Here is a 23,636-nt window from a genome sequence, read left to right on the forward strand (position 1 = left end):
GAAGCGGGCGTTCTCGTCCACGTCGGCGGCATGCGGAGCGATCTCCTTCTCCGCCAGCGCACGGATCGCGGCGCGCAACTCCTGGTGCTCTTCGGGCAGTTGGAACAGATCGAAATCGGGGTTTCCGGCCCATCCAGCCATCTCGGCCTCCTCTTGCTACTCGCCGGTAACGTTACCCTGACGCTGCTGCAGCGCCTCATCCTTAGCCTGCACGCTGCGCGCCAACTGCTCTTGGAACTCGACGATCCGCGCGCGCAGCGCCGCGTCCGACGACCCGAGGATGCGCACCGCGAGCAGCCCGGCGTTGCGGGCTCCCCCGATGGAGACCGTCGCCACCGGGACGCCGGCGGGCATCTGCACGATCGACAGCAGCGAGTCCAGACCGTCCAGGCGCGCCAGCGGCACCGGCACACCGATCACCGGCAGCGGTGTCGCGGAGGCGACCATCCCGGGCAGGTGCGCGGCTCCCCCGGCCCCGGCGATGATCACCTCGATGCCGCGGCCGGCCGCGTCGCGCGCGTAGTCGAACATCACCTGCGGGGTGCGGTGCGCGGAGACGACCCGGACCTCGGCCGGCACGCCGAACTCGGCCAGCGCCGCCGCGGCGTCCTGCATCACCGACCAGTCGCTGTCGCTGCCCATGATCACCCCGACGCGAGGCGCATTATTCATGGCGCCGCTCCTCCTCATCGCTTCGCTCTGCATCGTCGCCGGCGCTACTCATGTGGATCCCATCCGTCCGTCCACTGCCCGCGTGACAACCAGTGTGCAGCCAGCTCGGCGCGTTCCCGCAGCTTCGCCACGTTCTCCCGATCGGCCGGCCCGAAGCCGGCGAAGTTGATGTGCCCGACCTTGCGGCCGGGACGTTCATGTTTGCCGTAGAGGTGGACGCGGGCGTCGGGCATCCGCGCGAACAGGTGGTGCAGGCGCTCGTCGACACTCATCTCCGGGACTTCGGGGGCGCCCAGCACGTTGGCCATCACCGTCACCGGCGCGATGGCGTCGGTGTCGCCGAGCGGGTAATCCAGCACCGCGCGGACATGCTGCTCGAACTGACTGGTGCGCGACCCGTCCATGGTCCAGTGCCCCGAGTTGTGCGGCCGCATCGCCAGCTCGTTGACCAGCAGCTCGCCGTCGACCGTCTCGAAGAGCTCGACCGCGAGCACGCCGACCACGCCGAGCTCGGCGGCCAGCCGCAACGCCAGCTGCTGCGCGGTGGCGGCCCGTTCGCCGGACAGCTCCGGCGCCGGCGCGATCACCTGGACGCAGATTCCGTCTCGTTGCACGGTCTCGACCACCGGCCACGCGGCGCCCTGACCGAACGGCGACCGCGCCACCAGGGCCGACAGCTCGCGGCGCAGGTTCACCTGTTCCTCGGCCATCACCGGCACGCCGTCGGCCAGGAAGGCGGTCGCGATCTCGCGGGCGTGCGACGGGTCGCGCGCCATCCGCACCCCGCGCCCGTCGTAACCGCCGCGGATCGCTTTGACCACCACGGGCCCGGCGATGAGCCGCGCGAAGTCGTCGAGCTCGTCGACGCTGCGGATCTCGGCGTAGCGGGGCACCGGGACGCCGAGGGCCTCCAGCCGGCGACGCATGACTAGCTTGTCCTGCGCGTGCACCAGGGCCTGCGGCGGCGGGGCCACGTTGACGCCCTCGGCGACCAGCTTCTCCAGCAGTTCGTTCGGCACGTGTTCGTGGTCGAAGGTCAGCACGTCGGCGCCCGCGGCCACCCGGCGCAGGGCGTCGAGATCGGTGTGCGACCCGATAACGATGTCGGGCGCGACCAGCGCGGCCGGCTCGTCGGGGGCGGTAGCCAGCACCCGCAGCGACTGCCCCAGCGCGATCGCCGCCTGGTGGGTCATCCGGGCGAGCTGACCGCCACCGACCATTGCGACGACGGGGACGACGCGGGGGGCCGCTCGGGATGCTGCAGGGGCCGCGCGGACGGGGGCTGCGCCCGGCGGGCGTGTACTCGGCACGGCCATCATGGTGTCACGGCGAAACAAACCGGCGCCAAAGGCGTGTTGACCGGGGCCGACACCGAATTGTTATGTACGATTTTGCGTCGAATTTGTGTCCATCCGTAGACTGACGTGTTGTGTCCTTCGCCGAAGCCACGATCGCGCGTCTACCTAGGGTTATGCAGCCCTATTTGCTACGCCACCACGAACTGATCAAATTCGCCATCGTCGGCGGAACCACATTCGTCATCGACTCGGCGATTTTCTACACGCTGAAGCTGACAATTCTGGAATCCAAACCGGTGACCGCAAAGGTGATCGCCGGCATTGTGGCCGTCATCGCGTCCTACGTGCTGAACCGGGAATGGAGCTTCCGCAATCGCGGCGGCCGCGAGCGCCACCACGAGGCCCTGCTGTTCTTCGCGTTCAGCGGTGTGGGGGTGCTGCTCTCCATGGCACCCCTGTGGTTCTCCAGCTACGTGCTGCAGCTGCGCGAGCCGACGGTGTCGCTGGCGGTGGAGAACGTGGCCGACTTCATCTCGGCCTACATCATCGGCAACCTGCTGCAGATGGCGTTCCGGTTCTGGGCGTTTCGGCGCTGGGTGTTCCCCGACCAGTTCGCGCGCGACCCCGAGAAGGCGCTGGAATCCGCGCTTACCGCCGGCGGAATCGCCGAAATCTTCGAGGACGAGATCGAGGGCGGCAACGTCACGCTGCTGCGCGCCTGGCGCAACCGGGCCAGCCGGCTGACTCAGCTGGGCGATTCCTCGGAACCCAGGGTGTCGAAGACTTCGTGATACAGCAGCGCGTGCACCTCGCGCAGCCGCGGAATGTCGTAGAACTCCAACGGATCCTGTGACGCCGACTCGATGATCAGCGTCCCGGTGCGGAACATGCGCTCGGTGATGCGGTCGCGGAACTCCACGCTGTTGATCCGGGCCAGCGGGATGTCGATGCCGGTGCGGGTCAGCACCCCGTGCCGGAACATCACCCGCCGGTTGGTCACCACGAAGTGGGTGGTCAGCCAGCTCAACAACGGCCACAGCGTCAGCCAGCCCACGATCACCAGCCAGATCCCCCAGATGACGCCGTAGATGATGTTCTTGGCGAGCTGCTCCCAGTGCGTCGAGTTGAGGTATCCGGAGCCGAACGCGGCCAGTCCGGTCATCAGGATGAGGACCAGCACCGGCCAGATCAGCCGCTTCCAGTGCGGGTGGCGATGCACGATGACGTGTTCGCCGGCGGCCAGAACGTTATCCGGGTAGCCCATGCCCGCCGACATTAGCTGTGCAACGCGACATACCGCGGGTAACTAGACCGCTTGCGATCGCCACTAGCGCACGTGCACCACGTCGCCCGCCGCGACGACGACGGTCTGCCCGCCACTCTCCAGGCAGAGCCGGCCCTGGTCGTCGATGGCGGTGGCGGTCCCGTCCACCTGCTTGTCGCCGGGCAGGTGCGCGCGCACCCGGGTGCCGATGGTCAGGCTGCGCGCCCGGTAATCGGCGGCCAGCGCCCAGTCGGCCCCGCGCGCGGCGCGCCAGGCCACGATGCGCCGGCCCAGCTCCCGCAGCAGCGCCGACACCAGTTGGGTGCGGTCGGGCGCGGCCACACCCAGGTCGAGCAGCGACGTCGCGCCCGGGCCGTCGATCTCGTCGGCGGACTGAGTCACGTTGAGCCCCAAGCCGATAACCACGACGGGCTTGGCCACCTCGGCGAGAATGCCGGCCAGCTTGCCCGGCGAATCCGGCGGGCCGGCCAGCACGTCGTTGGGCCACTTGAGGCCCGCCTGCGCGCCGGTCCCCGCCAGCAGCGGAGTCACCGTGTCGACCACCGCCACCCCGGTGGCCAGCGGCAGCCAGCCCCAGCCGGTGGTGGGGACGTCGACGACGCTCACCCCGACGGACATGGTGATCTGGGCCCGGGGCGTGGCCGACCAGCCGCGGCCGTGCCGGCCCCGCCCGGCGGTCTGGTGCTCGGCGATCAACACGGCACCGGCGACGTCGTCGCCCGCCGCCGCGCGCGCCAGCAGGTCGGCGTTGGTGGAGCCGGTCTGCTCGACGATGTCGAGCGTGCGCCAGCCCAGCCCGGTGCCGATCAACTCGGCGCGCAATGCGCTCTCGTCCAACGGGGCTCGAAGCTGATCTCGTTCTGTCACCGCACCCAGCCTAGAACTCAGGGCCGGCGGTCGCGCATGTCCAGAACGGCCAAATGGCTGAACAGCATGCTGGTTCCGATCGGGTTGCCGCCGCCCGGATAGGCGGTGCCGCTGGGCGCGGCCATCGTGTTGCCGGCCGCGTACAGGCCGGGAATGGGGTTGCCGGCCGCGTCGAGCACCCGCGCCGTGGCGTCGGTGCGCAGGCCGCCCTTGGTGCCCAGATCCGAGATGCCGAACGCGGCGGCGTGATACGGCGGCGAGTCGATGGGCACCAGCGGCGACGCGCCCGCCGAGAAGGCGCGGTCGAAGGCCTCGTCACCGCGGCCGAAATCCTCGTCGACGCCGGCGGCGGCGAAGCCGTTGAACCGCGCGACCGTCGCCGCCAACCGCTCCCCCGGCACGCCGATCTTGGCGGCGAGTTCCTCGAGGGTGTCCGCGGTGTGCCACAGGCCCGCGGCGACGTACTTCTCGGTCTCCACGATGGAGACGTTGGCCGCCTTCACCGGAGGGGCCTCGCCCTCCTTGTCGTCGTAGATCATCCAGTACGGCAACGTCATCGACCCGTCCTGCAGCTGCGCGATGATCTCGCGGCCGGCCCGGTCGTAGGCCCGGGACTCGTTGACGAACCGGTTGCCCGACTGGTTGACGAAGATGCCGCCGGTGAACCACAGCGCGAACGCGGACCGGCCGTCGGGATGGGTCATGCCCGGCGACCACCAGGCCTGATCCAGCAGGTCGGTGTCGGCGCCGGCGGCGATGCCGGCCTGCAGCGCCAGGCCGCGACTTCCCGGGCCGCCCATGGTGTCTCGCGACGTTCCCGGGACGCCGTAGCGCCGGCGCAGCTCCTCGTTGGCCTCGAAGCCCCCGGCCGCCAGCAACACCCCCCGGCGGGCGCGGATCGCGCGGCGCTCGCCGGCGGTCTCGACGATCGCTCCCGTCACCCGCCCGTCCGACACCACCAGCTCGACCAGGGCGGTGTCGAGCCGCAGCGACACCGTCGGGTACTGCCCGATGGCCTTGAGGAACCGCGCGATGAGGGCGCGCCCGCCGAGGTAGTAGTCGGACGGCGGTTCGGTGCCGAGCCGGTCGGTGTCCAGCGGCCCGCGGATCGCATCGCGGAATTCGGGGGCGGCGGCCACCTTCAGCGGCTTGGCCGCGATGTGGCGCTGACCGTCCAGGCGCGCCTTGGGCGCCGCGCCGTAGTAGTCGGGCCACGGCAACGGCACGAACTTCAGGTTCGGGTCGGCCTCCAGGTACTCGATCAGCGGCGCGCCGCCGCGGACGTAGGTTTCCTGTAGTTCGCGCGGGGTGCGATCGCCGACCACGGCGCGGTAGTAGGTGAGCGCGTCCTCGATGGTGTCGTCGTCCATGCCGGCGCGGACCAGGACGGGGTTGCACGGGAACCAGACGCCGCCCCCACCGGAGTACGCGGTGGTGCCACCGAATTTCGACGTCGACTCGACCAGCACGACATCAAGGCCCTCGCGCGCCGCGGTGTACGCGCCGGTCACGCCGCCGCCGCCGGACCCCGCCACCAGCACGTCGCATTCGGCCACCCAGTCGGCGGTTTCCCACGGGCCGGCGTCCATCAGCGGAGACTACCGCGCCGCGATCACAGGTAGCGCTGCCGGCCGTGCAACGCGAATTCCGCGTCAAGCGAGCGCTTTTCGTCGGCGGTCATCCGGTGGTACGCGAGCAGTCCGCGCCCGGCCCACCGGTACACCGGTTCGTCGGTGTGCCAGCGCTGCCGTTGCAATTCGCGCTTGAGCACCTTGTTCGACCCGGTGACGGGCAGGCTCGAGGAAAGCCGCAGGAACCGGGGAGCGCCCTTGCCGCCCAGGTCTTTCTGACCGGACAGGTAGGCGGCGAGCCCCTTGGTGTCGAAGCACTCGGGATCGGCCACCTCGACGGCCGCCATCACCTGATCGCCGGACCGCGGGTCGGGCACCGCATAAACCCCGGCCGCCACCACCTCCGGGTGCCGGCGCAAGACGCGCTCGATCGTCAGCGCCGAGGTGTTCTCCCCGTCGACACGGATCCAGTCGCCGCGGCGGCCGGCGAAGTACAGGAAACCCGCCTCGTCGCGGTACCCGAGGTCACCGGTCCAATACCAGCCGTTGCGGATCCGCTCGGCGTCGGCGTCGTCGTTCTTGTAGTAGCCCTCGAACGTCCGGGTGCCCGCCTTGTCGACGATCTCGCCCACGGCGTCGTCGGGATTGCGCACCCGGCCGTGCGCGTCGAGCAGCGCGGGCGGGCAGTCGATCATTGTCTGGGGATCGATCACCGCGACCCCGGGGTGTGCCGGCCGGCCCAGCGCCCCGGCCGGTGCGTCCGGATCGTGGGTGACCGCGCCGCCGCCCTCGCTCGAGCCGTAGCCCTCCAGCAGTTCCGCGCCGAAGCGACGCCGGAATTCGGCCTGGTCATCCGGTGACGCCTCGGTGCCGAACCCGCGGACCAGCCGGTTGTCGGCGTCGTCGGGCCGCTCGGGTGTGGCCATCAGATAGCCGAGCGCCTTGCCCACGTAGGTGAAGAAGGTCGCGCCGAAGTACCGCACGTCGGGCAGGAACCGCGACGCCGAGAACGCGGGCGTCAAGCACACCGTCGCGCCGTTGGCCAGCGCCGGTGCCCACAGCGCCATGATCGCGTTGCCGTGGAACAACGGCATGCAGCAGTAGTCGACGTCGGCGCGGACGTGGCCGAACTTCTCGGTGGCCGTGTGCGCGATCCAGGTCAGCCGCCCCTGGCTGCATTTGACCGCTTTCGACGCGCCCGTCGTCCCCGAGGTGAACAACAGCAGGAACAACGAATCCGCGCCGACGCCCGGGACGACGGCCGGCTCGATACCGCACTCACCGATGCGCCGCTGGTAGTCCGGGTGGTCGACTTGCAGGAACCGGTCCGGTTCCAGCCCCAGGCCGAGCCCGCGCAACCGCTCCATCCCCGCGGCGTCGGTGACGATCAGCTGGCAATCCGTGTGCCGGATCTCTGCCTCCAGCTCGCCGGCGCCGCGGGTCGGGTTGATGCCCACCACGGTGGCGCCCGCCAGCGCCGCACCGCCGAGCCAGAAGACGAAGTCGGGCACGTTCTCCAGCAGCACCCCGATGTGGAATCGGCCGTCGCGGCGCATCGACCGGGCCAACGCGCCGCGCGCCGCGGATTCGCGGACCACCTCGTCCCAGGTCCAGTCGCGGTCACGGGTGCGCAGCCCGATGTGCTCGTCACCGAGCCGATCGAGCAGCATCGTCGCGATGTCGGCCCGCATCTCAGGCCGACGCGTGCACGAGGTCCAGGTACTCCTGAGGCAGCTCGTCGCGGGACACCTTGGTCACGCTGACGACGCCCGGGTTGTAGGAGTCCTCACCGATGATCTTGCCGCTCTGGTCGATTGGCCATAGCAGCAGCTGCCGGAACACCACCAGGTAGTCCCCGTCGGGGTCGTCGGCCGGCATCCCGAGGATGCGCGTCAACTCCGCCGCCGGGTACAGCTGCTTGAGCAGACCCTCGGTCACCAGGCAGTCGTCATCGACGACGAGCCGCTGCACCTCGAACTCCAGAACGTTGGTGCGGGTCGCCAGGAAGTCGACGTAGTAACCGCGTACCCCGTCGGTGGTTTTCGCGCCGACATCCTCGGCCCCGTGCCAGAAGTGGTAGGCCGGCTCGGGGCTCAGCGTCGCCATCAACCGCTCCAAATTCGGTGCGGCCTCGGCCTTCATGTGTTCGATCACCACGCGCAGCACCTCCCGGTGCCGCGCGTTGGTGGTTTCGGCCAGCCGCCTCTCCAGCGGTTCCCAGGTCCGGTTGGGGTCGATGATTGCCATGCGGTCATGATCACGAATCCGGCGGCTCGCCGTCATCCGCCACGCGTCGACCGAATCCGCTGATCGGGCCGACGACCGTCGGTGGGGACTGATCAGGCTCGGCGAGTTCGGCCGAGGACAGCGCGATCCGCCGGATCATGAGCACCAGTGTGGCCGTGAACCGATCCATCGGATCGTTGAGGTCCCATCCCATCTGTGACTCGACATGCGCGAGCCGCGCCGCGACGGTGCTGTGATGCAGATGCAGTTCGGCGGCGGTGCGCCGTAGCGACCCGAAGACGAAGAAGGCCTCCACCGTGTCGACGCCGAGTGCGCCCGTCGGCGACGCGGCGATCTCGTTGATCCGCAACACATCTCGGTGTCGGAGCACCCGTTCCAGGGGGATGTCGGCCAACAGCTCCAGCGCGCTGAGCCGCTCGTAGGCGACGGCACGCCTGCCGTAACCGGTCGACGACGCGAAGCGCAGCGCGCCGTGGGCCTGATGCCACGACGCGGCGGCGGCCAGCGCGTCGACGCTGGAACCGATGCCGACCCAGGGGCCCCGGTTCGAGCCCACGGGCCGCGGTCCCGGGAACGCTGCGGTGATCGCGCTCTCCAGCCCGTCGGAGAGGGCCCGGGTGTCGATGGGCCCCTGGCACAGCACGGCCGTCGCGTTCCCGATGGCGGTCGAGCGCACCGACGAGCCCGCAAGCTGGTTCGCGATGATCCGCAGCGCCTCGGGCGGCGAGTGCGCAGAGACCGCGAGGACGCAGACGTTGCGCTTCTCGTCCAGCCCCAGCAGGCGGACGGCCCGCACCCGGTCCTCGCGACGCTCCTTGCCGGACAGCACGACTTCGAGCAGCGCCGGATCTCCGAGATGCAATTCACCGGAAACCCCGGTGCGCTTCGCCACCCCGCGCAGGGTGTGGCCCACCCGGTCGAGCAGCACCGGATCGAGGGCGTGCCCGGGACCGTCGCGTTCCAGCCGCACACTCGGCTCATCCGCCGGGGCGGGCGCCGGCGGCGGATCCGCATCCGGCGCCCGCCGGCCCGTCCCGTCGTAACGGATCACCGTGCCCGACGCCCACCGCGCGCTGACGGGACATTCGGCGAGCAATGCCGCGCACCGCACCACCGCGTCGGCGGTGGCCGAAGCCTCGTGCAGCTGGTCGAAGCAGGAAATGATCCGCAGCACGGAGGCGGAGTCGGAACCCAGTTCCGACATCCGAACCGAATCGGCGTTCATCAGCGGAGGTTACCGTCATCGGCCTTCATCGGAGCGGACTGCCAGCCACGCTAAGCTCGACACCCATGACGAGCGTTACCGACCACACTGCGGAACCGGCCGCCGAGCACTCCATCGACATCCACACCACCGCGGGCAAGCTGGCCGAGCTGCACAAGCGCCGCGAAGAGTCGCTGCATCCGGTGGGCGAAGAGGCCGTCGAGAAGGTGCACGCCAAGGGCAAACTGACCGCCCGCGAGCGCATCCTCGCGCTGCTCGACGAGGACTCGTTCGTCGAGCTCGACGCGCTGGCAAAGCACCGCAGCAAGAACTTCGGACTGGAAAGCAACCGCCCACTGGGCGACGGCGTGATCACCGGTTACGGCACCATCGACGGCCGCGACGTGTGCATCTTCAGCCAGGACGCCACGGTGTTCGGCGGCAGCCTCGGCGAGGTGTACGGCGAGAAAATCGTCAAGATCCAGGAGCTGGCGATCAAGACCGGCCGCCCCCTGATCGGCATCAACGACGGCGCCGGCGCGCGGATCCAGGAGGGCGTCGTCTCCCTGGGTCTGTACAGCAAGATCTTCCGCAACAACATCCTGGCGTCGGGCGTCATCCCGCAGATCTCGCTGATCATGGGCGCCGCCGCCGGTGGACACGTCTACTCCCCCGCCCTGACCGACTTCGTGGTGATGGTCGACCAGACCAGCCAGATGTTCATCACCGGGCCCGACGTCATCAAGACGGTCACCGGTGAGGACGTCACCATGGAGGAGCTCGGCGGCGCCCACACCCACATGGCCAAGTCGGGCACCCTGCACTACGTCGCCTCCGGCGAGCAGGACGCGTTCGACTGGGTTCGTGACCTGCTCAGCTACCTGCCGCCCAACAACGCCACCGACGCGCCGCGCTACGCCGAGCCGCATCCCCCGGGCGCCATCGAGGACAACCTCACCGAGGAGGACCTCGAGCTGGACACGCTGATCCCGGACTCGCCCAACCAGCCCTACGACATGCACGAGGTGATCACCCGCATCCTCGACGACGACGAGTTCCTGGAGGTGCAGGGCGGCTACGCGCAGAACATCGTCGTCGGCTTCGGCCGCGTCGAGGGCCGCCCGGTCGGGATCGTCGCCAACCAGCCGACCCAGTTCGCCGGCTGCCTGGACATCAACGCCTCGGAGAAGGCGGCGCGGTTCGTCCGCACCTGCGACTGCTTCAACATCCCGATCATCATGCTGGTGGACGTCCCGGGCTTCCTGCCGGGCACCGGCCAGGAGTACAACGGCATCATCCGCCGCGGCGCCAAGCTGCTGTTCGCCTACGGCGAGGCAACGGTCCCGAAGATCACCGTCATCACCCGCAAGGCCTACGGCGGCGCCTACTGCGTCATGGGGTCCAAGGACATGGGCTGCGACGTGAATCTGGCGTGGCCGTCGGCCCAGATCGCGGTGATGGGCGCGTCCGGTGCCGTCGGGTTCGTCTACCGCAAGCAGCTGAGCGAGGCCGCCAAGGAGGGCAAGGACGTCGACGCGCTGCGCCTGCAGCTGCAGCAGGAGTACGAGGACACGCTGGTCAACCCGTACGTCGCCGCCGAGCGCGGCTACGTCGACGCGGTCATTCCGCCGTCGCACACCCGCGGCTACATCGGCACGGCGCTGCGCCTGCTGGAACGCAAGATCTCCCACCTGCCCCCCAAGAAGCACGGGAACATCCCCCTGTGAGTCGAGTGAGCGGAACGAACGAAGTGAGTGACGGGAACGAGACGAACGGTTCGGCACGGTGACAGAGACGACCGAGGCGCAGACCGACGACGCGGTGGCCGGCGAGTCCGCGCAGTCGCAGGCGCACGAGCCGCACATCCAGATCCTCAAGGGTGAGCCCACCGTCGAGGAGGTGGCCGCGCTGGTCGCGGTGCTGGGCTGCGCCGGCGGTGCACCGGAGCCCGAACAGCCCGAGCGGACCCGCTGGGGCCTGCCGGTCGACCGGCTGCGTTTCGCGATGACCAACTACCAGCGGCTCACCTTCCAGCAGATGACCCACATGAGGCATTGACCCGCCTGGTGCTGGCGTCGGCCTCCACCGGCCGGCTCAAGGTGTTACGCCAGGCCGGCGTCGATCCGCTGGTCGTGGTCTCCGGCGTCGACGAGGACGCCGTCGCCGCCGCGCTGGGCCCGGACGCGTCCCCGGGCGACGTGGTGTGCGGCCTGGCCCGCGCCAAGGCCGACCAGGTGGCCGGCGAACTCGACGGCGATCTGGCGGCCGATTGCGTTGTCATCGGCTGCGATTCGATGCTTTCCATCGACGGCAGGCTGTGCGGGAAACCCGGGTCGGCCGATGCCGCCACCGGCCAGTGGCGCCTGATGGGTGGCCGCTCCGGCGAGCTGCACACCGGCCATTGTCTGCTGCGACTCACCGACGGCGGCATCACCCACCGTGAAGTCGAATCACGAAGCACCACAGTGCATTTCGCTACACCGTCGGATGCGGACCTGCGGGCGTACGTCGACCACGGGGAGCCGTGGCACGTGGCCGGCGGGTTCACCCTGGACGGCCTGGGCGGCTGGTTCGTCGACGGCATCGACGGTGACCCCTCGAACGTGATCGGGGTCAGCCTGCCGCTGGTGCGGTCGCTGCTGGGCCGGGTCGGGCTGTCGGTGTCCGCGCTGTGGGACGCCAACTGACCCTGGCGGTAGGCTCGGCATTGTGGCATTACCACCCGATCCAAGCCCGACATTGTCGGCCTACGCCCACCCCGAGCGACTGGTCACCGCCGACTGGCTGTCCGCCAACCAAGGCACCCCCGGCCTGGCGATCGTCGAATCCGACGAGGACGTCCTGCTCTACGACGTCGGTCACATCCCGGGCGCGGTGAAGGTCGACTGGCACACCGACCTCAACGACCCGCGGGTCCGCGATTACATCAACGGCGAACAGTTCGCGGAGCTGATGGACCGCAAGGGCATCGCCCGCGACGACACCGTGGTGATCTACGGCGACAAGAGCAACTGGTGGGCGGCCTACGCGCTGTGGGTGTTCACGCTGTTCGGCCACCCCGACGTGCGGCTGCTCAACGGCGGCCGTGACCTGTGGCTGGCCGAACGCCGGGAGACCACGCTGGACGTGCCCACCAAGACGTCCAGCGGCTACCCGGTCGTCACCCGCAACGACGAGCCCATCCGCGCCTTCAAGGACGACGTGCTGGGCATTCTCGGCAGCCAGCCGCTGATCGACGTGCGCTCCCCGGACGAGTACACCGGCAAGCGCACGCACATGCCCGAGTACCCCGAGGAAGGCGTGCTGCGCGGCGGACACATCCCCACCGCCCGGTCGATTCCGTGGGCCAAGGCCGCCGACGAGAACGGCCGGTTCCGCAGCCGCGAGGAGCTCGAGGAGCTGTACGGCTTCCTGCAGCCGGACGACAAGACCGTCGTGTACTGCCGCATCGGCGAGCGGTCCAGCCACACCTGGTTCGTGCTGACGCATCTGCTGGGCAAGCCCGGGGTGCGCAACTACGACGGCTCGTGGACCGAGTGGGGCAACACCGTGCGCACGCCGATCGTGGCGGGTGAAGAGCCGGGCACCGTTGCAGTCTGATGGCGCCGCGATGAGCATGCCCGCGCCGCTGGCCGAAGTGGTGTCCGATTTCGCCGAGGTCGAGGGCCAGGACAAGCTGGCGCTGCTGCTGGAGTTCGCCAACGAACTCCCGGCGCTGCCGCCCGACCTCGAACAGGCGGCGATGGAACCGGTGCCCGAATGCCAGACGCCGCTGTTCCTGCATGTCGACGCCAGTGACCCGGAGCGGGTGCGGCTGCACTTCAGCGCGCCCGCCGAAGCGCCGACCACCCGCGGATTCGCGTCGATCCTGGCCGCCGGGCTCGACGAACAACCCGCCGCCGACATCTTGGCGGTGCCCGAGGACTTCTACACCGATCTGGGTTTGGCCGCGCTGATCAGCCCGCTGCGGTTGCGCGGCATGTCGGCGATGCTGGCCCGCATCAAGCGCCGGCTGCGCGAGGCGTCCTGAAAAAAAGATGGACCGCCTCGTCGGGCCGAACGGCGCGGCGCTTAGACTTCCCGAGAACTCGTTGTAAGAAATTCTCTTAGAGAAGCCCGCAGAAATACGTCTGCGGATATGCCAAACAGGAGGCGCAGTGGCTAGTCACGCCAGCTCGAGGATCTCCAAGGTGCTCGTCGCCAACCGCGGCGAAATCGCTGTCCGGGTGATCCGCGCGGCCCGCGATGCGGGCCTGTCCAGCGTGGCGGTGTACGCCGAGCCCGACGCCGACGCGCCGCACGTGCGTCTGGCCGACGAGGCGTTCGCTCTGGGCGGTCAGACGTCGGCGGAGTCCTACCTGGACTTCGGCAAACTCCTTGACGCGGCGGCCAAGTCGGGCGCCAACGCCATTCACCCCGGCTACGGCTTCCTGTCCGAGAACGCCGATTTCGCGCAGGCGGTCCTGGACGCGAACCTGATCTGGATCGGGCCCAGCCCGCAGTCCATCCGCGACCTCGGTGACAAGGTCACCGCCCGCCACATCGCCGCCCGCGCGCAGGCCCCGCTGGTGCCCGGCACCCCCGACCCGGTGAAGGACGCCGACGAGGTGGTGGCCTTCGCCAAGGAGTACGGCGTGCCGATCGCCATCAAGGCGGCGTTCGGCGGCGGCGGCCGCGGCATGAAGGTGGCCCGCACCATCGAAGAGATCCCCGAGCTGTTCGAGTCGGCCACCCGTGAGGCCGTCGCGGCGTTCGGCCGCGGCGAGTGCTTCGTCGAGCGCTACCTGGACAAGCCGCGCCACGTCGAGGCGCAGGTGATCGCCGACCAGCACGGCAACGTCATCGTGGCCGGCACCCGCGACTGTTCGCTGCAGCGCCGGTTCCAGAAGCTGGTGGAGGAGGCTCCCGCGCCGTTCCTGACCGACGCGCAGCGCAAGGAGATCCACGAGTCGGCCAAGCGGATCTGCAAGGAGGCGCACTACTACGGCGCCGGAACCGTCGAGTACCTGGTCGGCCAGGACGGCCTGATCTCCTTCCTGGAGGTCAACACCCGTCTGCAGGTCGAGCACCCGGTCACCGAGGAGACCGCAGGCATCGACCTGGTGCTGCAACAGTTCAAGATCGCCAACGGCGAGAAGCTGGACCTCACCGAGGACCCCACGCCGCGCGGGCACGCCATCGAGTTCCGGATCAACGGCGAGGACGCCGGACGCGGCTTCCTGCCCGCACCCGGCCCGGTCACCCGCTACGACATCCCGACCGGGCCCGGCGTCCGGCTGGACTCGGGCGTGGAGGCCGGTTCAGTCATCGGCGGCCAGTTCGACTCGATGCTGTCCAAGCTGATCGTGTACGGCGCCACCCGCGAGGAGGCGCTCGCCCGCTCGCGCCGGGCCCTGGACGAGTTCCACGTCGAAGGCCTGGCCACGGTCATCCCGTTCCACCGCGCCGTGGTGTCCGACCCGGCGTTCATCGGTGACGGCGACGGCTTCTCGGTGCACACCCGCTGGATCGAGACCGAGTGGGACAACACCATCGAACCGTTCACCGGCGGCGAGCCGCTGGACGAAGAGGACGCCCGGCCCCGCCAGAAGGTGGTCGTGGAGGTCGGCGGCCGCCGGCTCGAGGTGTCGCTGCCCGGTGACCTGGCGCTGTCCGGGGGCGGCGCGGCCGACCCGGCCGGTGTCATCCGCAAGAAGCCGAAGGCGCGCAAGCGCGGGGCGCACGCGGGTGCGGCCGCCTCGGGCGACGCGGTGACCGCTCCCATGCAGGGCACCGTCGTCAAGGTCGCCGTCGAGGAGGGCCAGGAGGTTGCCGCGGGCGACCTGGTGGTGGTGCTCGAGGCGATGAAGATGGAGAACCCGGTCACCGCGCACAAGGACGGTGTCATCACCGGACTTGCGGTCGAGCCGGGCGCCGCCATCACTCAGGGCACGGTGCTCGCCGAGATCAAGTAGCGCTGCCTGAGAGTTTTATCAGACAACGTTGTCGGCCCTGGCCATCGCGAGTAGGGTTTCGGTCAAGGTTGAGTTCACAGCCGCCCGGGATACGTCAATGACGTGGGGTAGGCGGAATTCCCTCCTTCTCCGAACGTTGTGCACGTGATTGACGTATCCACAGCAGGAATCCTCCTCGATGGATGGAGTCAGCGATGTCTGTGGCGCAATCTTGGCAGCAAAGCCGCACAGCACAATTCACCGCACGCTGGGGTCCGACGGGCACCCTGATCACGGTGGACGGTGAGCTCGACGCGGCCAACACCGATCAGCTCGTGGCGTACGTGCAGCAGAGCACCAGCCGCTCCCGGCGAATGGTCCTTGACCTCCGCGGCCTGAAATTCATTGGTACCGCAGGCTTTTCGGCGCTGCACCGGATCAACGTGAAATGCTCGGCCGCCCAGGTGTCCTGGGCCATGGCACCGAGTCCGGCGGTGGCCAGGCTGCTTCGGGTCTGCGACCCGGACGGCACCCTGCCGGTGACGACGCAGCGGGCCGAGCCACTGCTGGAACCGCTGTGGGTTGAGGAAGAGTCCCGGCCGCTACTGCAGCTGATCACGGAGCCGCGTTAGCGACTTCGCCAGCAACCGCGACACGTGCATCTGGGAGATGCCGACCCGCTCGGCGATCTGCGTCTGCGTCATCGACTCGAAGAATCGCAGCACCAACACCGTTCGCTCGCGCTCGGGCAGCGCCTCGAGCAATGGACGCAACGATTCCTGATCCTCGATCCGGTCCAGGCCGGTGTCGACGTCGCCGAGGGTGTCCGCGATCGCGCGGGCTTCCTCCTCCTCGCCGCCGCCACCGCTGTCGATGGACAGGGTGTTGTACGAGCTGCCGGCCACCAGGCCCTCGACGACCTCTTCGCGATCCATGTCGAGTTCCGCGGCGAGTTCGGTCGCGGTGGGCGCCCGGCCCAGCCGCTGCGACAGGTCGGCGGTGGCGGTGCCCAGCCGCAGGTGCAGTTCCTTCAGCCGCCGCGGGACCTTGACCGACCAGCTGTTGTCGCGGAAGTGACGGCGGACCTCGCCCATGATCGTGGGCACCGCGAAGGAGACGAAGTCCGAGCCGGCGTCGACGTCGAAGCGGACCACCGCGTTGACCAACCCGACGCGGGCCACCTGAACCAGGTCGTCACGCGGTTCGCCGCGGCCCTCGAAGCGGCGCGCGATGTGATCCGCGAGCGGCAGGCACCGCTCGACGATCTTGTCCCGCTGACGTTGAAATTCCATGGAGTCCGGCGTGGCAGTCGCCAACTCACGGAACATGTCCGGAACATCGGCGTATTCGTTCGGACGCGACACCGAACCGCCGGCAGCTCGCGCTGTCACCTGCTGGAGGCCGCCCGTCGCGCCGTCAGTGTGATGCCGAAGACACTGCCGGTTTCATTGGGTTCGCGACCGTCATGGAAAGTCTGGACGTCATCGGCGAGCGACGTCAGCACATGCCAACTGAAGCTTCCGGGCGCCACCACGTCGTGGGTGTCGCACGCCGCGGAAGCCTCCACCACCAACTGGTCATCCTGCGGATCGACCACCACGATCAGGGTCGCGTCGGGAGTGGCCGAACGAATCAACCGGGTGCACACTTCGTCGACCGCGAGCCGCAGGTCCGCCACCGCATCGAAATCCAGATCCTCGAAGGTGCCGATGGCACCGACCAGGGTGCGCAGCATCGCGAGGTTCTCCAGTCGCGCAGCAACGTGAAGCTCGACGGCGCGGTGGCCGCGCGGACGCTCGTTAGCGTGCAATCCAGCATCCTTCATATGGTCTCCCGGCAATGTTTGACTGACACTACTACTGCTTCGCAGTCGGCCGTGGACCTCGCGTTCGAGCCGGTTAGTCATGATCGCCGCCGGGTATTCGGCCCGCCACGGGCGGGCCTGACACGACCGACACAGTCGCGACGCGCCCATAACGGCGCGTCGCGGTGATCGCCGGGGTCACGCTGGTCATATCGATAGTCGTTGCAGTAGGCATATATGTCGGTGTGTTCGTGATCCTGTTCCCCACGATGGGGTGACCACGCTAACGCAACCGTTCCGGCACTCATCATGGTCCACACCTGATACCCACAAGTCAGCGCCCGTAACCTCGGAATTCGGCTTTCCAGCGGAATTTCACACCCCCCGCGCCGGGGCAGGTCACCGGCTGAAAAGCCGGATGAAGGCTCGCGTGCCGACTAGTTGTCGGCGGGTGTCAGCTGGCCGGCCACTGCCGGTGCACCTCGGGGTGTTCGGCGTACCAGCGATCGGCGATCCGGCGAATCCTGCGGTGTTCCACCGCAAGCCAGACCAGCCCGAGCACCGCGGCGATGACCGCGACGATCCCCGCCGTCATGCCCTCGTGGTGATGTCCGCTGCCGAAGGCCGCGAGACTGCCGCAGGCCCCGATCACGCCTGCGACCACTAAGAGATACCCGGGCCAGTGCAGGACGTCGATCAGCGACTCGCCGGCGAGCGGCCGCGTGGTCCTCAGATGGTCGACGGGGTCGTGATAGGTGTCTCCCATAGCTGCTCCTCACCGCACCATCAACGTTAGATCGCGGGAGGACAAACCTAAAGGGCCAGTACCGGACCGGCGATCGGAGCAACGCCCATGGCGACCATCAGCGCCATCGCGGTCAGCAGGAACCAGCCCGCGCCGTGCCATCCCCACCACGTGCCCCGGGCCTTCCACACCAGATAGGTGCGCACGAACGCCCAGATCCCGGCGGCCAGCGCGATCAGCGGGCCTCCGAACGCCAGCAGGGTGCGCTGCGGCGCGCCGCACGCCACCGTGTCCACGCTGACTCCCGGGCAGGTGCTCACCCACACCGCGGCGATCACGAGGAAGCCGACAGCGGCAAGCGTGGACAGCACGGCAAATCGGATGGCCGCGTGCACCTCGCCGTCTTCCTGACCCAAGCGGTCACCGCCGGACCGAGCATCCGCTTTCTGCATGGTTGGTCACCTCCCTCAGGGGCCCGCGCTTAGTTCATCGCTCGCTACGTCGCATTAGTTACCGGGCATCATCACCGCGCTGGTAGCAGCGGAAGGCGCACGGAAACAAATACCCCGCGGCAAACGGCGATAAACGGGATCGAGGTGAGGTCAAGGCCTAGCGCAGGGCCCGCAGAGCCCCGCGGACGGCGGACAGGGCGGCGTCGATCTCCGCGCGCGAGACGGTCAGCGCCGGACGGAACCGGACGCCGTCGCGCCCCGAGGGCAGCACGATCACCGCCCGGCGCCACAGCATGCGGATCAGCTCGTCGCGGTCGGCGGTGGTCGGCACGCTGAAGGCACACATCAGGCCGCGGCCGCGGGGGTCGAGCACCAGGCCGGGAAATTCGTCGGCCAGCTCGTCGAGGCGCGCGTGCAGGTAGGCCCCCTGTTCGGCGGCCCGGTCGAACAGTCCGTCGGCCTCGATCACCTCCAGGATGCGGCGGGCGCGCACCATGTCGGCCAGGTTGCCGCCCCACGTCGAGTTCACCCGGGAGGACACCGCGAACACGTTGTCGCGGACCTCGTCGACCCGGCGGCCGGCCATGATGCCGCACACCTGGGTCTTCTTGCCGAACGCCACCACGTCGGGTCGCACGCCCAATTGCTGGTAGGCCCAAGGCGTTCCGGTCAGGCCGCAGCCGGTCTGCACCTCGTCGACGATCAGCAAGGCGTCGTACTCGTCGCACAGATCGCGCATGGCGGCGAAGAACTCCGGCCGGAAGTGACGGTCGCCGCCCTCGCCCTGGATGGGTTCGGCCACGAAGCAGGCGATGTCGTGCGGGTGCGCCTCGAAGGCGGCGCGGGCCTGCCGCAGCGACTCGGTCTCCAGCGTCGCCATGGCCGCGCCGCCCAGGCCGGGCCGGAGGAACGGGGCGTCGATGCGGGGCCAGTCGAACCGGGGGAAGCGGGCCACGGTGACCGGCTTGGTGTTGGTCAGCGACAGCGTGTATCCGCTGCGGCCGTGGAACGCGCCGCGCAGGTGCAGCACCCGGGTGCCCAGCGCGGGATCGATCCCGCGCGCCTCGTTGAACCGGCTCTTCCAGTCGAACGCCACCTTGAGCGCGTTCTCCACCGCGAGTGCGCCGCCGTCGACGAAGAACAGGTGCGGTAGCGCCGGGTCACCCAGCACTCGGGCGAAGGTCTGCACGAAGCGGGCCATCGCCACCGAGTAGACGTCGGAGTTGCTGGGCTTGTTCAGGGCGGCCTGCGCCAGTTCGGCGCGAAACTCCTGGTCATCGGCCAGCGCGGGGTGGTTCATGCCCAGCGCCGATGACGCGAAGAAGGTGAACATGTCCAGGTAGCGCCGGCCGTCGCGGGCGTCGTACAGGTAGGAGCCGGCGGAGCGGGCCAGATCGAGCACGAAATCGAAGCCGTCGACCAGAATGCTGCGCGCGAGCACCTCGTGGACCCGGTCGGGCGCCGTGCGGGTGAAGCGTTCGAGGGTGGCGGTCATGGCCTCATCGTAGCCGATTTTTACGGAATCATGAGCGTTATACCGTATATTTTATGGTATTCGTTGCCTATCAGCGTAAAAAGTATTCAATATGATGGTGCTCCGTGTCCTGACGTTCGCCGTCGTCCGGATCCGCTGCAGCAGGTCCTCCAGCGCCCGGGCGGACGGAACGCGCACCAGCAGGACGTAGCTTTCCTCGCCGGCCACCGAGTGACACGATTCGATCTCCTCGATGTGCTCGAGGCGGGCGGGCGCATCATCGGGTTGAGAGGGATCCAAGGGAGTGATGGCCACGAACGCCGACAGCAGGTGTCCGACCGCCTCCGGGTCGACGCGCGCCGCGTATCCCGCGATGACCCCGCGTGCCTCGAGCCTGCGCACCCGCGACTGCACCGCCGAGACCGACAGCCGCGCGCTGGCGGCCAGCTCCGCCAGCGTCGCACGGCCGTCGGCGACCAGCTCGCGCACCAGAATCCGGTCGACCTCGTCGAGCGTCTCACTCATGGCCGGAGACTATCGCAGGAACGGCCCGTCGTGACCCGCACGAAATGGCTGGAAACCTGGCAGCTCCGGGCGCAGTTCGCCGCGGGCCTGTCGGCGATGTATGCGGCCGAGGTGCCCGCCTACGGCACCCTGGTCGAGGTCAGCGAGCGGGTCAACGCCGATTACGCGGCGCGTCATGCCGATGCCGAACGCTTCGGCTCGCTGCGGCGGGTCACCGCCGAGCGGCACGGCGCCATCCGGGTGGGCAGCCCGGCCGAACTGGCCGCCGTCGCAGACCTTTTCGCCGCGTTCGGCATGCTGCCGGTGGGCTTCTACGACCTGCGTCGCGCGGCGTCACCCGTCCCCGTGGTCTCGACCGCCTTCCGGCCCATCGACGCAACCGAGTTGTCGCGCAACCCGTTCCGGGTGTTCACCTCGCTGCTGGCCACCCGCGACCCGCGCTACTTCGACCGCGACCTGCGCCGCCGCGTCGACACCTTCCTGGAGCGGCGCCGGCTGTTCGACCCCGCGGTGGTGGCGCGGGCGCGGGTCATCGCCGCCGAGGGTGGCTGCGATGCCGACGAGGCGCGGCCGTTCGTCGCGGCGGCGGTGGCGGCCTTCGCGTTGTCCGGCGAGCCGATCGAGCGATCGTGGTATGACGAATTGGCGGGCGTCTCCGCGGTGGCCGCCGACATCGCGGGTGTCGGCTCGACCCACATCAACCACCTGACGCCGCGGGTGCTCGACATCGACGACCTGTACCGGCGGATGACCCGGCGCGGCATCACCATGATCGACGCCATCCAGGGGCCGCCCCGCACCGACGGGCCGGCGGTCCTGTTGCGCCAGACGTCTTTTCGTGCCCTGGCCGAGCCGCGCCGCTTCCGGGGTGACGACGGCCGCATCACCGAGGGGACGCTGCGGGTGCGCTTCGGCGAGGTGGAGGCCCGCGGCGTCGCGCTGACACCCAAGGGCCGGGAACGCTACGACGCCGCGATGGCCGCCGCCGACCCGGCCGCGGCGTGGGCGAACCACTTCCCGCGCACCGACGCGCAGATGGCCGCCGCGGGACTGGCCTACTACCGCGGCGGCGACCCGTCGGCGCCGATCGTCTACGAGGACTTCCTGCCCGCGTCGGCGGCGGGTATCTTCCGGTCGAACCTGGAATCGCCGGCCGGCTTCGGAAACAGTTGCGCCGTCGACGATTCCGGCTACGACGCCCAGCGGCTGGCCGGGTCCATCGACCGTGAGATCTACGACCCCTACCCGCTTTACGAAGCGCTCTCCCAGGAGGCACCGCAATGACCATGCCGACCGCCGATGACCTGCGCGCCCGGGTGCGGGATGCCTTGCGGGCGATGGGGGCCGAGATCGCTCTCGGTGAGCCGGACGCCCACGGCATGCCGGCCAGCACACCGATCACCGGTGAGGTGCTGTTCACCGTCGCGCCCACCACTCACGAGCAGGCCGAGCGGGTGATATCCGAAGCCGCGCAATCGTTTTCGGCGTGGCGCGCCACCCCGGCCCCGGTTCGCGGCGCGCTGGTGGCGCGGCTCGGCGAGCTACTGACCGAGCACAAGGACGAGCTGGCCACCCTGGTGACGCTCGAGGTGGGCAAGATCAGCTCCGAGGCCGCCGGCGAGGTGCAGGAGATGATCGACATCTGCCAGTTCGCCGTCGGCCTGTCGCGTCAGCTCTATGGCCGCACCATCGCTTCGGAGCGCCCCGGCCACCGACTGCTGGAGACCTGGCACCCGCTCGGCGTCGTCGGGGTGATCACCGCGTTCAACTTCCCGGTCGCGGTCTGGGCCTGGAACGCCGCTCTGGCCCTGGTGTGCGGGGATCCGGTGGTGTGGAAGCCCTCGGAGCTGACGCCGTTGACGGCGCTGGCCACCCAGTCCCTGATCGCCCGGGCCGCAGCCGATGTGGGCGCCCCGCCCGCGGTGAGCTCCCTGGTACTGGGCGACCGCGACCTGGGCGAGCTGCTGGTGGACGACCCCCGGATCGCGCTGGTGTCCGCGACCGGTTCGGTCCGGATGGGCCGGGCCGTCGGCCCCCGCGTCGCCGCCCGGTTCGGGCGGGCGCTGCTGGAACTGGGCGGCAACAACGCCGCCATCGTGACGCCGTCGGCCGACCTGGACCTCGCGGTGCGGGCGGTGGTGTTCGCCGCGGCCGGCACCGCCGGTCAACGCTGCACCAGCCTGCGTCGGCTGATCGTGCACCGCTCGGTCGCCGACGAGGTCGTCGCGCGCGTGGCGTCCGCCTTCGCACAGCTCCGGATCGGCGACCCGGCCGCGCCGGGCACCCTCGTCGGGCCGCTGATCCACGAGACCGCCTACCGCGACATGGTGGGCGCGCTGGAGCAGGCGCGCGCCGACGGCGGTGCGGTCATCGGCGGCGCGCGCACCCACCCCGGCGTCGCCGAACACCCGAGTTCCTACTACGTCGCGCCGGCCCTGGTCCGGATGCCCGCGCAGACGGCCATCGTGGCGGCCGAGACGTTCGCGCCCATACTCTACGTGCTGACCTACGACCGGCTGGATGACGCGATCGCACTCAATAATGCTGTGCCACAGGGCCTTTCGTCGGCCATCTTCACCACCGACCTGCGCGAGGCCGAGCGGTTCCTGGCCGAATCCGACTGCGGAATCGCCAATGTCAACATCGGCACGTCCGGCGCGGAGATCGGCGGCGCGTTCGGCGGTGAGAAGGAAACCGGCGGCGGACGCGAATCCGGCACCGACTCGTGGAAGGCCTACATGCGCCAAAGTACCAATACCGTCAATTATTCCGGCGAGTTGCCGCTGGCCCAGGGCGTGGAGTTCGGATAATCCAATGTGGCCGTCGTCTCATGTCGTATGAGTACTATCTGACACATGCCGACAGCCCGCAGGCGCTTGTCCCCCGAGGATCGACGCGCTGAGCTGCTCGCTTTAGGGGCAGAGGTCTTCGGGAAGCGACCCTACGACGAGGTCCGCATCGATGAGATCGCGGAACGCGCCGGGGTGTCGCGGGCCCTGATGTACCACTACTTCCCGGACAAGCGAGCATTTTTCGCGGCGGTGGTCAAAGACGAGGCCGACCGCTTGTACGAGAACACCAACATGGACGACGCCACCGGCCTGACCATGTACGAAGAGGTCCGGACCGGTGTGATGGCCTACATGGCCTACCACGAGCAGAACCCCGAGGCCGCGTGGGCCGCGTACGTCGGCCTGGGCCGTTCCGACCCCGTCCTGTTGGGCGTCGACGACGAAGCCAAGAACCGGCAGCTCGAGCACATCATGACCCGCATCACCGACCTGCTGGCAGCCAAGGTGCCGGGGACGAAGCTGGAACCCGACGTCGAGCGCGACCTGCGGGTGATCTGCCACGGTTGGCTGGCGTTCACCTTCGAGCTGTGCCGGCAGCGCATCATCGATCCCAGCACCGACGCCGATCGCCTCGCCGACGCCTGCGCGCACTCACTGTTCGACGCCATCGCCCGGGTGCCCGAGATTCCCGAGGAGCTGTCCCACGCGATGGCGACCGCGCGCCTCGAGCCGCGCTAGCCGATGCCTTGTCGGTGCCCGTTGGCACC

At 69.3% G+C, this 23,636-nt stretch carries 24 protein-coding genes and 2 pseudogenes; 11 read left to right on the forward strand and 15 right to left on the reverse strand.

The window, feature by feature from the left end; all coding sequences use genetic code 11:
- From A5708_RS26350 to A5708_RS17290, 3 genes and pseudogenes are all read right to left on the reverse strand, one after another.
- The coding region (locus A5708_RS26350; RefSeq protein WP_196772628.1) for an acyl-CoA dehydrogenase family protein at positions 1 to 141 on the reverse strand (141 nt) is incomplete at its 3' end.
- Between the two features lie 15 nt (positions 142 to 156).
- Positions 157 to 672: a 5-(carboxyamino)imidazole ribonucleotide mutase gene (purE, locus tag A5708_RS17285; RefSeq protein WP_065029800.1), complete on the reverse strand. Its 516-nt coding sequence runs from the start codon at positions 670 to 672 to the stop codon at positions 157 to 159.
- Positions 665 to 1,991, reverse strand: a pseudogene (locus tag A5708_RS17290) (5-(carboxyamino)imidazole ribonucleotide synthase). Before A5708_RS17290 ends, purE begins: the two are co-directional and overlap by 8 nt.
- Positions 1,992 to 2,101: 110 nt before the next feature.
- On the opposite strand from A5708_RS17290, the gene A5708_RS17295 reads away from it, so the two are divergent.
- Positions 2,102 to 2,761 carry a GtrA family protein gene (locus A5708_RS17295; protein ID WP_065029802.1) on the forward strand — a complete coding sequence of 220 codons (660 nt, stop codon included), beginning with the start codon at positions 2,102 to 2,104 and terminating at the stop codon, positions 2,759 to 2,761.
- On the opposite strand, the gene A5708_RS17300 is transcribed toward A5708_RS17295, so the two are convergent.
- The 6 genes and pseudogenes from A5708_RS17300 to A5708_RS17325 form a co-directional block, all read right to left on the reverse strand.
- Positions 2,716 to 3,234 (reverse strand): PH domain-containing protein, encoded by a 519-nt coding sequence (locus A5708_RS17300; RefSeq protein ID WP_065029833.1) that lies wholly within the window; start codon positions 3,232 to 3,234, stop codon positions 2,716 to 2,718. The genes A5708_RS17295 and A5708_RS17300 overlap by 46 nt on opposite strands.
- A 63-nt stretch (positions 3,235 to 3,297) precedes the next feature.
- Positions 3,298 to 4,122: a biotin--[acetyl-CoA-carboxylase] ligase gene (locus A5708_RS17305; RefSeq protein WP_065029803.1), complete on the reverse strand. Its 825-nt coding sequence runs from the start codon at positions 4,120 to 4,122 to the stop codon at positions 3,298 to 3,300.
- A gap of 17 nt (positions 4,123 to 4,139) precedes the next feature.
- Positions 4,140 to 5,711, reverse strand: coding sequence for an FAD-binding protein (locus tag A5708_RS17310; RefSeq protein WP_065029804.1), 1,572 nt, complete (start codon positions 5,709 to 5,711; stop codon positions 4,140 to 4,142).
- Between the two features lie 23 nt (positions 5,712 to 5,734).
- On the reverse strand, positions 5,735 to 7,384 hold the full coding sequence (locus A5708_RS17315) for an AMP-binding protein (protein ID WP_065029805.1): 1,650 nt from the start codon (positions 7,382 to 7,384) through the stop codon (positions 5,735 to 5,737).
- A gap of 1 nt (position 7,385) precedes the next feature.
- Positions 7,386 to 7,976 (reverse strand): hypothetical protein, encoded by a 591-nt coding sequence (locus tag A5708_RS17320; protein WP_065029806.1) that lies wholly within the window; start codon positions 7,974 to 7,976, stop codon positions 7,386 to 7,388.
- A 58-nt stretch (positions 7,977 to 8,034) separates the two neighbouring features.
- Positions 8,035 to 9,165, reverse strand: a pseudogene (locus tag A5708_RS17325) (PucR family transcriptional regulator); the annotation flags it as partial.
- 65 nt (positions 9,166 to 9,230) lie between these two features.
- On the opposite strand from A5708_RS17325, the gene A5708_RS17330 reads away from it, so the two are divergent.
- The 7 genes from A5708_RS17330 to A5708_RS17360 all read left to right on the forward strand — a co-directional run bounded on the left by A5708_RS17330 (position 9,231) and on the right by A5708_RS17360 (position 15,709).
- Positions 9,231 to 10,871 carry an acyl-CoA carboxylase subunit beta gene (locus A5708_RS17330; protein ID WP_065029807.1) on the forward strand — a complete coding sequence of 547 codons (1,641 nt, stop codon included), beginning with the start codon at positions 9,231 to 9,233 and terminating at the stop codon, positions 10,869 to 10,871.
- Between the two features lie 94 nt (positions 10,872 to 10,965).
- Positions 10,966 to 11,202 carry an acyl-CoA carboxylase subunit epsilon gene (locus tag A5708_RS17335; protein ID WP_065029834.1) on the forward strand — a complete coding sequence of 79 codons (237 nt, stop codon included), beginning with the start codon at positions 10,966 to 10,968 and terminating at the stop codon, positions 11,200 to 11,202.
- On the forward strand, positions 11,199 to 11,831 hold the full coding sequence (locus A5708_RS17340) for a Maf family protein (RefSeq protein WP_065029808.1): 633 nt from the start codon (positions 11,199 to 11,201) through the stop codon (positions 11,829 to 11,831). Before A5708_RS17335 ends, A5708_RS17340 begins: the two co-directional genes overlap by 4 nt.
- 22 nt (positions 11,832 to 11,853) lie before the next feature.
- A complete protein-coding gene (locus A5708_RS17345; RefSeq protein ID WP_065029809.1) occupies positions 11,854 to 12,744 on the forward strand; it encodes a sulfurtransferase in 891 nt (296 codons plus the stop codon).
- 10 nt (positions 12,745 to 12,754) lie between these two features.
- Positions 12,755 to 13,174, forward strand: coding sequence for a SufE family protein (locus A5708_RS17350; protein WP_065029810.1), 420 nt, complete (start codon positions 12,755 to 12,757; stop codon positions 13,172 to 13,174).
- Positions 13,175 to 13,301: 127 nt separating this feature from the next.
- Positions 13,302 to 15,098 (forward strand): acetyl/propionyl/methylcrotonyl-CoA carboxylase subunit alpha, encoded by a 1,797-nt coding sequence (locus A5708_RS17355; RefSeq protein ID WP_065029811.1) that lies wholly within the window; start codon positions 13,302 to 13,304, stop codon positions 15,096 to 15,098.
- A 182-nt stretch (positions 15,099 to 15,280) separates the two neighbouring features.
- Entirely contained in the window at positions 15,281 to 15,709 is a 429-nt protein-coding gene (locus A5708_RS17360) for an STAS domain-containing protein (protein ID WP_065029812.1), read from the forward strand.
- Here A5708_RS17360 and A5708_RS17365 read toward each other — a convergent pair.
- From A5708_RS17365 to A5708_RS17390, 6 genes are all read right to left on the reverse strand, one after another.
- The gene (locus A5708_RS17365) at positions 15,680 to 16,468 is read right to left on the reverse strand and encodes an RNA polymerase sigma factor SigF (RefSeq protein WP_064877565.1); all 789 of its coding nucleotides are present in this window, start codon (positions 16,466 to 16,468) and stop codon (positions 15,680 to 15,682) included. The genes A5708_RS17360 and A5708_RS17365 overlap by 30 nt on opposite strands.
- Entirely contained in the window at positions 16,465 to 16,902 is a 438-nt protein-coding gene (locus tag A5708_RS17370) for an ATP-binding protein (RefSeq protein ID WP_065029813.1), read from the reverse strand. Before A5708_RS17370 ends, A5708_RS17365 begins: the two co-directional genes overlap by 4 nt.
- Positions 16,903 to 17,335: 433 nt before the next feature.
- Positions 17,336 to 17,647, reverse strand: coding sequence for a protein UsfY (usfY, locus tag A5708_RS17375; RefSeq protein ID WP_065029814.1), 312 nt, complete (start codon positions 17,645 to 17,647; stop codon positions 17,336 to 17,338).
- Between the two features lie 47 nt (positions 17,648 to 17,694).
- On the reverse strand, positions 17,695 to 18,078 hold the full coding sequence (locus A5708_RS17380) for a hypothetical protein (protein ID WP_065029815.1): 384 nt from the start codon (positions 18,076 to 18,078) through the stop codon (positions 17,695 to 17,697).
- Between the two features lie 157 nt (positions 18,079 to 18,235).
- A complete protein-coding gene (lat, locus tag A5708_RS17385) occupies positions 18,236 to 19,573 on the reverse strand; it encodes an L-lysine 6-transaminase (RefSeq protein ID WP_065029816.1) in 1,338 nt (445 codons plus the stop codon).
- Between the two features lie 51 nt (positions 19,574 to 19,624).
- Entirely contained in the window at positions 19,625 to 20,077 is a 453-nt protein-coding gene (locus A5708_RS17390) for an Lrp/AsnC family transcriptional regulator (RefSeq protein ID WP_065029817.1), read from the reverse strand.
- A gap of 30 nt (positions 20,078 to 20,107) precedes the next feature.
- On the opposite strand from A5708_RS17390, the gene A5708_RS17395 reads away from it, so the two are divergent.
- The 3 genes from A5708_RS17395 to A5708_RS17405 are packed head-to-tail and all read left to right on the forward strand — an operon-like array spanning position 20,108 to position 23,607.
- Entirely contained in the window at positions 20,108 to 21,361 is a 1,254-nt protein-coding gene (locus A5708_RS17395; protein ID WP_065029818.1) for a VOC family protein, read from the forward strand.
- The gene (locus A5708_RS17400; protein ID WP_065029819.1) at positions 21,358 to 22,887 is read left to right on the forward strand and encodes an aldehyde dehydrogenase family protein; all 1,530 of its coding nucleotides are present in this window, start codon (positions 21,358 to 21,360) and stop codon (positions 22,885 to 22,887) included. Before A5708_RS17395 ends, A5708_RS17400 begins: the two co-directional genes overlap by 4 nt.
- A gap of 45 nt (positions 22,888 to 22,932) precedes the next feature.
- Complete coding sequence (locus tag A5708_RS17405; protein WP_065029820.1) at positions 22,933 to 23,607, forward strand: TetR/AcrR family transcriptional regulator; 675 nt, start codon at positions 22,933 to 22,935, stop codon at positions 23,605 to 23,607.
- Positions 23,608 to 23,636 lie beyond the last annotated feature (29 nt).

This window comes from Mycobacterium colombiense (assembly GCF_001672755.1).
In the GTDB taxonomy this organism is placed as follows: Bacteria; Actinomycetota; Actinomycetes; order Mycobacteriales; family Mycobacteriaceae; genus Mycobacterium; species Mycobacterium colombiense_C.

Bases quoted from the DNA above. Each gene is read 5' to 3' on its own strand.
- purE (WP_065029800.1), bottom strand. From the start codon at position 672: ATGAATAATGCGCCTCGCGTCGGGGTGATCATGGGCAGCGACAGCGAC.
- A5708_RS17300 (WP_065029833.1), bottom strand. From the start codon at position 3,234: ATGGGCTACCCGGATAACGTTCTGGCCGCCGGCGAACACGTCATCGTG.
- A5708_RS17310 (WP_065029804.1), bottom strand. From the start codon at position 5,711: ATGGACGCCGGCCCGTGGGAAACCGCCGACTGGGTGGCCGAATGCGAC.
- A5708_RS17315 (WP_065029805.1), bottom strand. From the start codon at position 7,384: ATGCGGGCCGACATCGCGACGATGCTGCTCGATCGGCTCGGTGACGAG.
- A5708_RS17320 (WP_065029806.1), bottom strand. From the start codon at position 7,976: ATGACGGCGAGCCGCCGGATTCGTGATCATGACCGCATGGCAATCATC.
- A5708_RS17330 (WP_065029807.1), top strand. From the start codon at position 9,231: ATGACGAGCGTTACCGACCACACTGCGGAACCGGCCGCCGAGCACTCC.
- A5708_RS17350 (WP_065029810.1), top strand. From the start codon at position 12,755: ATGAGCATGCCCGCGCCGCTGGCCGAAGTGGTGTCCGATTTCGCCGAG.
- A5708_RS17360 (WP_065029812.1), top strand. From the start codon at position 15,281: ATGGAGTCAGCGATGTCTGTGGCGCAATCTTGGCAGCAAAGCCGCACA.
- A5708_RS17370 (WP_065029813.1), bottom strand. From the start codon at position 16,902: ATGAAGGATGCTGGATTGCACGCTAACGAGCGTCCGCGCGGCCACCGC.
- usfY (WP_065029814.1), bottom strand. From the start codon at position 17,647: ATGGGAGACACCTATCACGACCCCGTCGACCATCTGAGGACCACGCGG.
- A5708_RS17380 (WP_065029815.1), bottom strand. From the start codon at position 18,078: ATGCAGAAAGCGGATGCTCGGTCCGGCGGTGACCGCTTGGGTCAGGAA.
- lat (WP_065029816.1), bottom strand. From the start codon at position 19,573: ATGACCGCCACCCTCGAACGCTTCACCCGCACGGCGCCCGACCGGGTC.
- A5708_RS17390 (WP_065029817.1), bottom strand. From the start codon at position 20,077: ATGAGTGAGACGCTCGACGAGGTCGACCGGATTCTGGTGCGCGAGCTG.
- A5708_RS17400 (WP_065029819.1), top strand. From the start codon at position 21,358: ATGACCATGCCGACCGCCGATGACCTGCGCGCCCGGGTGCGGGATGCC.
- A5708_RS17405 (WP_065029820.1), top strand. From the start codon at position 22,933: ATGCCGACAGCCCGCAGGCGCTTGTCCCCCGAGGATCGACGCGCTGAG.